Raw genomic sequence first — 11759 nt, forward strand, 5'->3', positions numbered from 1 at the left:
GGGAATATTCCCTTCGCCTCGGATGAATTTGCTGCGCCACAGCAAAAGAAAAGCCCCGGGAGTGCCGGGGCTTTGCTGGAGATCGATCAGGTCATCAAACGCGTTGCGTCCAAAGGGACGCAAACGACGCGGGTTGAGTCCTTGCTCTCGTACACGTCGAGGTCCCAAAACCGCTGCGCACGTTTGGGCGACATGCATCAGGCCTTTTCGTAGAGCTCAAGCACGTGATCCCAATTGATCAGGCTGTCGACGAACGCCTCGAGATATTTCGGCCGGGCGTTGCGATAGTCGATGTAATAGGAATGCTCCCAGACATCGACGCCGAGGATCGGCGACGCGCCATGGACGAGCGGGTTTTCGCCGTTCGGCGTCTTGGAGATCGCCAGCTTGCCGTCCTTGACCGAAACCCAGGCCCAGCCGGAACCGAACTGCGTCGTGCCGGCGGCGATGAAATCGGCCTTGAACTTGTCGTAGCCGCCGAGATCGCTGTCGACTGCCTTCTGCAGGGCGCCGGGCAATTTGTTGCCGCCGCCGCCTTTCTTCATCCATTTCCAGAAATGGATGTGGTTGTAATGCTGGGCGGCATTGTTGAAGAGGCCGGCATTCTTGCCGAACGACTGCTTGACCACCTCTTCCACCGACAGATCGCCCATTCCGGCTTCCGCGGCCAGCTTGTTGCCGTTGTCGACATAGGCCTTGTGGTGCTTGTCGTGGTGATATTCCAGCGTCTCTTTCGACATGTAAGGCTGCAAGGCCTCATAGTCGTAAGGCAGAGCGGGCAATTCAAAAGCCATGGGTAGTACTCCCTCGTGGAAAAATCCGGTGTCGATACCGGACTAAGATAGGTCTGGATTGAGATCGGACAACTCCGGAATGAAGCGCCGGTTCCCTTTCTAGGCGGGTAGCGGAAAACTGTCACACGGTTTTCCGACGACGAACCGCGCAGCGACAAAAGGCCGGGCCGGACGCGTCAGCCAGCCGACGTCGAATGCGCCCAATCCCAATAAAGCTCGCGCGCCTTCTTGGCCACCGGCCCGGGTTGCAGGTTGCGATCCTCGATGCGCGTGATCGGCACCACCTTGGAATGGTTTCCGGTCGAAAAGATTTCGTCCGCTTCCAGGAAATCCCGTATCGACAGCGTCTTTTCGGTAGTCTTGAAGCCATACTCGCCAAGCAGCGTCATGGTGCGGGAGCGGGTGATGCCGGACAGGAAGGTGCCGTTCGGCGCCGGCGTCAGGACATGGCCATCCTTGACCAGGAAGATGTTCGAGGTTCCGGTCTCGGCGACGTTGCCCAGCATGTCGAGCACCAGCGCGTTGTCGAACCCGCGCATCTTGGCTTCGAGAATGGCACGGCCGTTGTTGGGATAAAGGCACCCGGCCTTGGCATTGGTCGGCATGGTTTCGATGGTCGGGCGCCGGAATGGCGATACGGTCACCGAAAAGCCCGTCGGCGGGATCATCGGCGACTCATAAAGGCAAAGGCAAAAACGGGTCGAGGCGGGATCGGCCGGAACGCCCATATAGCCGCCATGCTCGGCCCAATACATCGGCCTGATGTAGACGGCTGTCTTGCCATCGAACTTCTTCAACCCGTCCCAGGTAAGCCCGACGATCTTGTCGGCGGTCATCGACGGCTTGAGGCCGAGCGCAATCGCCGAGGAATTCACCCTGGCGGCATGGCGGTCGAGGTCGGGGGCAACGCCTTCGAACCAGCGGCCGCCGTCGAACACGCTGGTGCCAAGCCACATGGCGTGGCTGCGCGGCCCGAGAATGGCGACATTGCCCTCGTGCCAATCACCATCGACGAAAGTCCATGTCGCAGATAGTGCCTCAGCCGCCAGTGTCATCGCGTTGTCCCGTCCCGATCGATCTCGTGTGACAGCCATTGGAAGATGCTTTGGCGGGCGCCGTCAACCGGCATCGCGGAGTTTTGTTGAGGCCAGCGGCGAGTGCGATGCAATCAAAGCTTGCACCTTCTCGCGCCTCGCCTCAAAACTGTTGCCATGCAATACGCCGCCTATGTTTTCGACGCCTACGGCACGCTGTTCGACGTGCATGCCGCCGTGCGCCGTCATGCCGACCAGATTGGGCCGGACGGCCAATTGTTGTCCGAAATCTGGCGCGCCAAGCAGCTCGAATATTCCTGGGTGCGCACGCTGATGGGCGCCTATGCCGATTTCTGGCAACTGACGGAACAGGCGCTCGATTTCGCCTTGCGCAAGGTTCCCTCGGCCGACCCTGGCCTCAAGGCCAAACTGCTGGACGCCTACTGGCGGCTGGATTGCTATCCCGAAGTGCCGGCCGTGCTCAAGGCGCTCAAGGCTTCGGGAGCGAAGCTGGCGATCCTGTCCAACGGCTCGCCCGAAATGCTGCAGGCAGCGGTCAAGTCCGCCGCGCTCGATCAGGTTCTGGACGACATCTATTCGGTCGATACGGTGCGGCGCTTCAAGACCGATCCGGCGGTCTACGACATGGTCACTACCGGCTGGCGCCTCTACCCCAACGCGGTTTCCTTCCAGTCCTCCAATCGCTGGGACATCGCCGGTGCGACCAAATTCGGCTTTCGCACGGTCTGGATCAACCGTTCCAACCAGCCAGAAGAGTACCGGGACTTTCCACCGGCCCTGATCCTGCCATCGCTCGAAGCATTGGTGCCCGGCAGCTAGGTTGCAAAGCTGTGTCTCTGACGCCACAGTGGCAGCGCAGTCACAGCTTCGCCTTTGTTTGTCCACGTTCGGGCCAGAATCGGAACCGCCTATCGCGCCGGGTGTTGTCAGACACCCACGCAGCAATCGGCGTTTCAACCTTTGTTGCGATTTGACACCTAAAGAAGGCAACCATGTCCATAGCCGAAATCGAATCCTTTCGCCTGAGCCGTCGCGGCTTTCTCAACGCCGCTGCATTGGGCGCCGCTTCGATCGCGGTTTCCGCATGCGCCACCACCGGGCCGGAACCGGTCGAACCGCCACCGCCACCAACCTATGTCGAGCCGCCGCTGCCCGACTATGCGACCATGTACGCGGCCGTCAGCGATGGCGGCTTCGACCTTCCGCCAATACCGTTCGAGAGAATCGATCCGCAGTTCCTGCGCCAGATCGTCCCCGACCCTACGGGACAGAAGCCCGGCACCATCATCGTCGACACAACCGGGCACCATCTCTATCTCGTGCGCCAGGGCGGCCAGGCGATCCGCTACGGCGTTGGCCTTGGCCGCGCCGGCTTCGAATGGTCCGGCGACGCCGTCGTCCAGTGGAAGCAGAAATGGCCGAAATGGACGCCGCCGGATGAAATGGTCGCCCGGCAGCCGGAACTGAAGCCATACAGCGCCGAAAATGGCGGCATGCCGGGCGGGCTGAAGAATCCGCTCGGGGCGCGCGCCCTCTACCTCTTCCAGGGCGACGTCGACACGCTCTACCGCCTGCACGGCTCGCCCGAATGGAAGTCAATCGGCAAGTCGGTCTCGTCAGGCTGCGTGCGCCTGATGAACCAGGACATCATCGATCTCTACGACCGGGTGCCTTCGAAGACACCGGTGATCGTGACCAGCGATGTCAGCCAGCCAATGGTGGCAACGGCCAATCGCCGGGCTATTCCGATCGACGCCGGCGTGCCGGACGGATCGGTCCTGCTCGGGCCGGTGAAGGCCATCACGGATTCGATTTTCTGAGCCGCGGGGTGCGTGGCGGAAGGGCCATGCGAGCACCGTGCGCATTTTCAGACGTGCAGGTTTTGACGAAGGCCGTCAACCTGTCGGGGGTGCCGCGACGCCGGCGTAGTGGCTTCCCAATTGCCAGAAGGGCAGCGAGAACCGCCCGCGCTCCTCTTCAACGAGACTGAAGCCCGCCCTGCGGATCAAGAGCAACGGATCGCGATTGAGGTGGCAGCCGCCGGCGATCCGCCCCCACAGCCTGTTCAGGCGCTCCTGCCATCTGCGGCAACGCGGCTCCTCGGCCTGGCCGTGCTCTATGAAGATCAGCCGGCCCGTCGGCTTCAGGATGCGTCGGATTTCGGTCAGCGCCATCTCAGGGTCCGGAATGGTACAGAAGGCATAGGTGACGACAACCGTGTCGGCGAAGGCATCGGCGAGCGGCAGGCTTTCGCCGCTGGCCCGGAGGCATTCGACATCGAACGGCAAGGAACGGCTCTTCGGTCCGGCCAGGCCGAGCATCGTGCCGTCGGGATCGACGCCGATCAGCCGCGCGACCCTGGCAGCGTCGTAATAGGGAAGGTTCAGGCCGGACCCGAAGCCGACTTCGACGACAATGCCCTCTGCCCGCGGGATCATTCGCCTTCGCATGTGTGCGAATGTGTTGGCCGAACAGCCGGCGTGGACGACGTAGGGAGCAATGCAGCGTGCATACCAGGAGAGACAGGTTTGGCACATGACTTAGCCTCCTTGCCTTGTGCTCTGAGCACCGACACGGTCCAGAAAAGCGTCGACCACCGGCGCCACGGTGTCGACATCGAGGAAGGCGGTGACATGGTTCTTGCCCGCGAGCGGCAGAAACTCGCCGCCCGCCAGTTCCGCGAAATTCCGGACGAGCTCGCAACGGGGATCAAGCGTACCGCTGATTGCCAACACCGGTATCCCCAGCCCCGCGAAGGCCGCCGAGAAATCCAGCCTGTCCTTGGCAAGGCTTGCTCGAACCGCGGTGAGATCGTTGGCCCGGATCCGCCGGCTTGCGGCCTGCGAAAGGTCGGGGGCCAGTTGCGTCAAGAAGGCGAGCCAGGTCTCGAAGTCATTCTTGAGCGCCGCCCGGAGCGAGGTGAGATCCTCCGCGTACGGATGCGCGCCATTGACGACCAACGCGCTGACGCGGTCCGGGTGGTAGAGAGCCACGGCCAGCGCGACCACGCCGCCCATTGAATGTCCCATCAGTGCAGCATGCTGGACGCCGGCACTGTCGAGCACGGCAACGACATCTGCTGCCCGCCTGAGTCCGGAATAGGCAATCGGGTTGTGAGGCTTTCCGCTCCGGCCATGGCCGCGGCAATCGATGAGGATCAGCCGGCGCCCGCGCCGCAGCAGCTGGTCGACGTAACCCGCCTCGTGCCAGGACTCGCTGTTTTCGGTCACGCCATGCAGCAGTACGAGCGGCTCGCCGCGACCGAGGTCCTGGTAGGCGATAGAGATGCCGTCCCTGGCAACAGCCTCGGACGTGCGATGATGGGTGAGAGTATTGACCGGTGACATTTCTCGCTCCAAGGGAGTCTCCTGATTGGGCCCAATCGGCCCGACCTCCTGGGGTGGATAGAAGGCCGGCGTCCCCTCAACGTCCCCGCGCGGCCGCATACGGATCGATGGAGCGATTGGAGTTCCGACTTCTGGGTTTTCCTGAGTTCCGTCTGAACGGGCGGCGGGTGGAACTTGCCTTGCGCAAGGCGGCAGCGCTTCTCGTCTACCTCGCCGAGGCCGCCGGGCCTGTGGCGCGTGAGGTCGCAGCCACGCTTCTGTGGCCCGAAACCGACGAGGAAGCCGCACGGGCACGCCTTCGGCGCACGCTGTATAAAATCCGCACCGCGTTCGGCAGCGAGGTTATCGCTGCCAGCGGGACATCCCTGGGCCTGCACCCGGCGCTGTCCGTTGACGTCGACTCCAAGGTCTTCGAGCATGCCTGCAATGTCGGTCCTCTCGACGAGGCAGCCGAGATGCTTAAGGGCGACTATCTCGCCGGCTTCTCCGTCCCTGATTGTCCGGAATTCGAGGAATGGGTCTTCTTCAGGCGCGAGGCCCTGCGCAGCCGGCTCGTGCAGGCGCTGGAGCGGCTCATCGAAGCGAAGATCGCCGCCGGTGAGCCTCGCAGCGCGGTCGTGCATGCGACGCGGCTGACGGGACTGGACCCTTTGAGCGAAAGTGCGCACCGTCACCTGATCCGTGCCCACCTGGCGGCCGGGGACAGGGCAGCAGCCGAGCGCCAAAGGGACACCTGTGTTCGGTTGYTGCGGGAAGAACTCGGCATTGCGCCGGACYCAGCCACGCTTGCCCTGCTGCGTGAGCCATCTCACGATGCCGCCCCGGACGTGCCCAGAACGCGCTATGTCGAGGTGGACGGCATCCATATCGCCTACCAGATCGTTGGCAGCGGTCCGATGGATATCGTGCTTGTTCCGGGCTTCATTTCGCATGTCGAGCGGATCTGGGAAGACAGAAGCTGCCGCGCCTGGATCACCGCGGTTTCGCATCTCGGCCGCCTGATCCTTTTCGACCGGCGAGGCATGGGACTTTCCGACCGCGTCGGTGCCCGCCCGACCGTCGAAGCGACGGCGCAGGACATTCTGGCGGTCATGAACGCGGCCAGTAGCCGTAGGGCCTTGCTCATCGGCGCGTCAGAAGGTGGGCCGGGTTGTGTCCGTTTTGCCGTAAACCACCCCGATCGCCTGATCGGTCTTGTTCTGTGGGGTTCCCTTGCGAAAGGCAGCCGCGCACCCGACTATCATTTTGCCCTGACCGTCGCGCAATACGATCTGTGGAAGCAACGACTGCTCGCCAGTTGGGGTGGCCCGGCGGAAATCGAAACTTTCGCCCCGAGCTTGGCCGCAGACCGCCAGGCGCAGACCTGGTGGGCTGGGTTGCTCAGGGCAGCCTCCAGTCCCGGCGCGGTCGCGGGCCTCCTGGAAGCGCTGCGTGATACCGATGTCCGTCATCTCCTTGCAAAGGTTTCGGCAAGGACGATGGTTCTGCACCGCTCCGGCGACCGCGCCGTTCGCATCGAAGCCGGGCGCTTCCTCGCGGCCAACATCCCAGGCGCGAAGTTCATTGAGGTTGCCGGCAACGATCACTGGTTCTGGGTCGGCGACCAACAGCCGCTGCTTAACAGCATTGGCGCGTTTGCACGACGTAGCTGATTGCTCAGGCGGGCCGGTGAAGGCCATCACGAATTCGATTTTCTGAGCCACCGTCGAAATGCGCCGACAGCGGACGACACCAATGGGGCGGTGGCATCGAAGGTTCTACCTGAGCGTCGCCAGCAGGTGTTCGGCGGCCTTGACATCCGCCGTATTCAGACCCTCCACAAAATGCGCCGCAACCGGTTGCAAGAGCTCGCGAGCGCTATTGATCTCCCCTCGCCCGGCCATCAGCGTCGTCATGTCGATTGCGGTTCGCAACTCCCATGCCCGCGCGCGCTGACTGCGGCTCAACTCCAGTGCCTGCATGAGGTAGGCGGCAGCTTCGTCGCGGTTGCGTTGCGACTGGAGAAGGAGGCTTCCCTTCATCCGCAGCAACTCCGGGAGGTACAATTGGTCGCCGTTCTTCTCGACGAGGCCAAGCGACTCGTCGATCAGCGCAGTTGCTTCATCGACCTGACCTATTGCGGACAATCCCCTGACCAGCGAGAGGTTGAGCGGAGTCGTGAGCAATTCGTAAGGTGCCGCGTGCAGCTTCTGAAGAGACGTCTGCAGGCCCTCGACACCGCCTTCTGCATCGCCTTGACGGATCGCTACTTCGCTTTTGAATCCCCGACCGACCAGCAGGTAAGGAGTCATGGAATGGGATTCCGCGCGGGCGATGAGCATGTCGATGTACGCCTCGGCGCTCTTCAGGTCGCCCGTCCACAGGAAGACCGATATCGCCCAGATCAACGCGATCGCCAGCGTTAGAGAATGATCCATGGCGGCAGCCTCTTCGACGGCCTGCCGAGCATGCGCCATGGCTTGATCCGGATGGCCTTGCAGCCAAAGGTTCCTCGCCAGAATTGCCCTGGCCAGGATTTTGCCTTCGAAGCCCAGATAGATCGTCGTGGTCCGCTGAGAGCGCGGCCCACGGTCGAGCGCCGCCTCCAGCTCTGCGCGCGCCGCCGCGAGGTCGCCTCGCAAGTGAAGCGAGATACCCAGGATCGAGTGTGCAAGCGCAATCGCGACCGAATCCTCCAGACCGGCGGCTGTGGCTGAACAACGTCTTGCAATTTCGAGGGCGGTTACGAAATTGCCCGTCCGCAGATGGAACATGTTGAGCGGACCCAACAGACGCACCTGGTCCAGTGGATCGCCGCGCTCCTCGGCGATCGCCAGGCTTCTCTGCAGGGCTACGCGCGCCCTGTCGCGTCCTCCCCGCATAAACATGAAGGATACGCCGAGAGCGGCCTGAAGATGCATCTCGTCAAGTCCGCCAAGGGCGGCACCGTCGGAAGCCAATATTGCCCTTTCAGACCAGCGATGACACTCCGGCAACAAGGACATCGCCAGGAAAACCGGCGCGGCAGCGATGGCGAGTCCCGTGCCGATGTCGGCGTTTCCGTGTTTGCCGAAGCACCATTCCAGGGCAGCTCGGACATTGTTGATGGCGGCGAAGTGAGGAGCCCGTTCCTCACCGGTCCCCAGTTTTGGCCATCCGATCCCTGTCTGCTCCAGCCATCTCCGATAGTAGGCGGCGTGGCGCACTGCCAGATCGGCAGCCTCGGCATCATCGATCCGGATATCGAGAACGTAGGCGCGCGTGGTATCGAGGAGCCGGTAGCGCATCATCGCTCCGGCCGGACGCGTCGCCACAATCGATTTGGCGACGAGACTGTCCATGGCGCCCAGGACGGTCGATCGATCGAGGGTCGCGCTCGTCACCACCTCCAGTGCGGCATCGAGCGTGAAATGACCGACGAACACGGCGAGCCTACGCAACACCACGCGCTCAAGGTCGGTCAGGAGCCCAAAGCTCCAGTCCAGCGTCGCCTGCAGGGTTTGCTGACGCGGCGGCGCGGTCCGCGAACCGAGCCACAGCAGTGTCAGGCGTTGATCAAGAAGTGCGGCGGTCTGTTGCAGCCCATAGGATTCGACGCGCCTGGCCGCCAGTTCGATGGAGAGCGCCACTCCGTCGAGCTTTCGACAGATGCTTGCGATGAGCAGGGCCTCCGCATCGTTGATGTCCAAACGAGCGCCGCCTGCCACCGCTCGTTCGACGAACAGTTGGGTGGCCGGGAAGGTCTGGACAATGGCCGCCGTCAGGCCAGGTTCGTCGGGCGGATAGGCAAGCGCATCCAACCGATAGATATGCTCGCCTTCGACCCGAAGCACCTCGCGGCTCGTCGCCAGGATGTGGACCTGTGACGCCGCATCGACAATGCTTGCTGCCAAAGGCGCCACCGCATCCAAGAGATGCTCACAGGTATCGAGGATCAAGAGAATCCGCTTGTTGCGCAAGTAGGCGATCAGGTTGGGCGTGGCATCTTCTGTTTGAACGGATAGCCCAAGCATCGAGGCGACGGCTGTCGTCACCAGACCGGAATCACCGATCATTCCCAGATCGACGAACAGAACTGCCCCATAAAATGCGTCGATCAGATGATGTCCGACTGCGATCGCGACGGTGGTTTTGCCGACACCGCCGGCGCCAACGATGGTGACGAACCGCGAAGCATTCAGCTGCGCCGACAGCTTGAGAACGTCCTGATCCCGCCCGACCATTCTGCTCAAGCGGTTTGGAAGATTCGCATGCGGAAACCCGGCGGCGACAAACGGGGCTTCATCGTGTGGGCTGCTTAATCGCGAGACCGGTGCAACGAAGCAATAGCCGCGCCCCGGAAGCGTCGCGATGTAACGCGCGCCATCCTTTCCATCGCCCAGCGCCTTGCGCAGTCCGGTCATGTGGAACCGCAGGCTGCCTTCCTCGACAACCACATCGGGCCAAACGCGCGCCATCAGATCCTTCTTGCTGACGACTTCATTCGGCGCGGAAGTCAGCACGATGAGAATTTCAAGGGCGCGCGAGCCCAACTCTACGGGAGCGCCTTCTCTTGTCAGGAGCCTTTCACCCGCAGCCAAATAGAAAGGGCCAAACGACAATCTGTCTTTGGCCTGACTTGGCGTTATCGTCATGGCGTCTCTTCTTTTGGGAGCCGCCTGCACCCGGCACCTTACTTTAGGTCAAGGAGCGCTCCCGCACCATAGGGAGTCTCCAGTGTCTGGCGCCTCCTATCTGCTCAAAAAAGCGGCAGGCGGGCAGCGACTAACAAGAGCTCACGACGCATAACGGGCTAATCCCATCTCCTGGGGGTACGTCAAGCAGCGCAAATCGCATCCATCAACCCCAGGAGAGTCACATGGACACGACCAGAACCTCCGAAACAATCGACCAGGATCGCCGGCGACTTTTGGGCACTGCCGCGGTCGGCATCGCCGCCGCAGGCGCCGCGAGCCTGCTCCCGTCACAAAAGGCCTCCGCATCAACCGGCGATGGCATCCGCCCCTTCACCGTTAGCTTCCCGCAGGAAGAGCTCACCGAGCTTCGCCGGCGCATCGTCGCTACGCGCTGGCCCGAGCGCGAGCTCGTATCCGACGAGGCCTCCCGGCGGATCTGGTCGACCCCGGCGACGGTAGGGCCAACGCAGGGCGTGCAACTCGCCACCATGCAGAAGCTCATGAAGTACTGGGGAACGGAATATGATTGGAGTAAATGCGAGGCGCGGTTGAAGGCGCTGCCGAATTTCGTCACCGAGATCGACGGCCTCGACATCCACTTTATCCACGTGAAATCAAAGCATCAGGGCGCCCTGCCTGTCATCATCACGCATGGCTGGCCCGGTTCGGTCATCGAACTCCTGAAGATCATCGATCCGTTCACCAATCCCACCGCGCACGGCGGTGCCGAGGCCGACGCGTTCGACGTGGTGATCCCGTCGATGCCTGGCTACGGCTTTTCCGGCAAGCCCAGCGAAACCGGTTGGGATCCAGGGCGCATCGCCCGGGCGTGGATCGTGCTGATGAAGCGCCTCGGCTACGACCGGTACGTCGCGCAGGGTGGCGATTGGGGAGCACTTATCACCGAACAGATGGCACTGATCGCACCTCCCGAACTGGCCGCCATCCACACGAACATGCCGGGGACCATTCCGCCCGAGATCGTGAAGGCGCTTGCCTCTGGCAGCCCGCCCCCTGCCGATCTCGGCCCCGACGAGAAGCGCGCCTACGAGCAGGTCGCGTTTTTCTACAAGAACGGCCTGGGCTACGCCAACGAAATGGCGCTTCGTCCGCAAACGCTCTACGGGATCGTCGATTCACCGGCCGGCCTGGCGGCGTGGATCCTCGATCACGATGCGGATAGCTGTGCGCTGATCGCCCGCTCCTTCGACGGAGAGCCGGAGGGCCTTACCCGCGACGACATCCTCGACAACATCACGTTCTACTGGCTGACCAACACGGCGATCTCCTCGGCACGTCTCTATTGGGAACACTCGCAAACGGCGAAGGCCGGTTTCTTCGACGCCAAGGGCATCACAATTCCTGTCGGCGCCACTGCAAACCCCAGCGAAATCTACACGGCGCCGAAGAGCTGGACTGAACGCGCGTTCCCGAAGCTTCTGCATTATGGCCGCACAGACAAGGGCTGCCATTTCGCGGCCTGGGAACAGCCGAAGATCTTCACCGATGAGGTGCGCGCAACATTCAAGACGTTGCAGACCTGACGTGTTGGCGGGGGGATGGCGCACCGGATGTGTGTCATCTTCCGCCCTGCGGTAGCTGCGTAGCGAACTTCCTAAGGGAGCGACTGCAATGAACCCCCACATCAAGACGCTTGCCGCCGCTGTGGCTTGCACCGTGCTCGCTACCGCTGCGCTGGTGTTCGGGCTTTGCACCCTCTCCGCGTCCGCCTTCGCAAACCCGGTCGAGGATCGCTCGATCCGGCCCTTCAAAATCCAGGTGCCGCAAGCGGCGCTCGACGATCTTCGCAGGCGTATTGCAGAAACACGGTGGCCCGACCGGGAGACCGTAGATGACCAGTCGCAGGGCATTCAGATCGCGAAGATCAGGCCGCTCGTCGAGTATTGG

Annotated in this window: 11 protein-coding genes; 5 read left to right on the forward strand and 6 right to left on the reverse strand. The window is 62.5% G+C overall.

Features of this window, described 5'->3' with window-relative positions:
• From ACXJ7R_RS14375 to ACXJ7R_RS14385, 3 genes are all read right to left on the reverse strand, one after another.
• Nucleotides 1-198 (reverse strand): hypothetical protein (locus tag ACXJ7R_RS14375; RefSeq protein WP_457152416.1); only part of this gene is annotated, 198 nt, incomplete at its 3' end.
• On the reverse strand, nucleotides 198-794 hold the full coding sequence (locus ACXJ7R_RS14380; protein ID WP_095089869.1) for a superoxide dismutase: 597 nt from the start codon (nucleotides 792-794) through the stop codon (nucleotides 198-200). The genes ACXJ7R_RS14380 and ACXJ7R_RS14375, both read right to left, overlap by 1 nt.
• A 176-nt stretch (nucleotides 795-970) precedes the next feature.
• Complete coding sequence (locus ACXJ7R_RS14385; protein WP_457152417.1) at nucleotides 971-1849, reverse strand: branched-chain amino acid aminotransferase; 879 nt, start codon at nucleotides 1847-1849, stop codon at nucleotides 971-973.
• 156 nt (nucleotides 1850-2005) lie between these two features.
• On the opposite strand from ACXJ7R_RS14385, the gene ACXJ7R_RS14390 reads away from it, so the two are divergent.
• On the forward strand, nucleotides 2006-2668 hold the full coding sequence (locus ACXJ7R_RS14390) for a haloacid dehalogenase type II (RefSeq protein ID WP_095089865.1): 663 nt from the start codon (nucleotides 2006-2008) through the stop codon (nucleotides 2666-2668).
• 173 nt (nucleotides 2669-2841) lie between these two features.
• Nucleotides 2842-3669, forward strand: a complete 828-nt coding sequence (locus ACXJ7R_RS14395; RefSeq protein WP_457152418.1) for a L,D-transpeptidase — start codon at nucleotides 2842-2844, stop codon at nucleotides 3667-3669.
• Between the two features lie 75 nt (nucleotides 3670-3744).
• Here the strand turns inward: ACXJ7R_RS14395 and ACXJ7R_RS14400 are convergent, their stop codons facing one another.
• The gene (locus ACXJ7R_RS14400) at nucleotides 3745-4287 is read right to left on the reverse strand and encodes a class I SAM-dependent methyltransferase (RefSeq protein WP_457152419.1); all 543 of its coding nucleotides are present in this window, start codon (nucleotides 4285-4287) and stop codon (nucleotides 3745-3747) included.
• Nucleotides 4288-4389: 102 nt separating this feature from the next.
• A complete protein-coding gene (locus tag ACXJ7R_RS14405; protein ID WP_457152420.1) occupies nucleotides 4390-5196 on the reverse strand; it encodes an alpha/beta fold hydrolase in 807 nt (268 codons plus the stop codon).
• A 107-nt stretch (nucleotides 5197-5303) separates the two neighbouring features.
• Here ACXJ7R_RS14405 and ACXJ7R_RS14410 point away from each other — a divergent pair, with 107 nt between their 5' ends.
• Entirely contained in the window at nucleotides 5304-6848 is a 1545-nt protein-coding gene (locus tag ACXJ7R_RS14410; RefSeq protein WP_457152421.1) for an alpha/beta fold hydrolase, read from the forward strand.
• 105 nt (nucleotides 6849-6953) lie between these two features.
• Here the strand turns inward: ACXJ7R_RS14410 and ACXJ7R_RS14415 are convergent, their stop codons facing one another.
• Entirely contained in the window at nucleotides 6954-9809 is a 2856-nt protein-coding gene (locus tag ACXJ7R_RS14415; protein ID WP_457152422.1) for an ATP-binding protein, read from the reverse strand.
• 224 nt (nucleotides 9810-10033) lie between these two features.
• On the opposite strand from ACXJ7R_RS14415, the gene ACXJ7R_RS14420 reads away from it, so the two are divergent.
• Nucleotides 10034-11395 carry an epoxide hydrolase family protein gene (locus ACXJ7R_RS14420; RefSeq protein ID WP_457152423.1) on the forward strand — a complete coding sequence of 454 codons (1362 nt, stop codon included), beginning with the start codon at nucleotides 10034-10036 and terminating at the stop codon, nucleotides 11393-11395.
• A gap of 88 nt (nucleotides 11396-11483) precedes the next feature.
• Nucleotides 11484-11759, forward strand: a 276-nt coding sequence (locus ACXJ7R_RS14425; protein WP_457152424.1) for an epoxide hydrolase N-terminal domain-containing protein, incomplete at its 3' end; no start/stop codon positions are given.

Source organism: Mesorhizobium sp. P5_C1 (genome assembly GCF_054049815.1).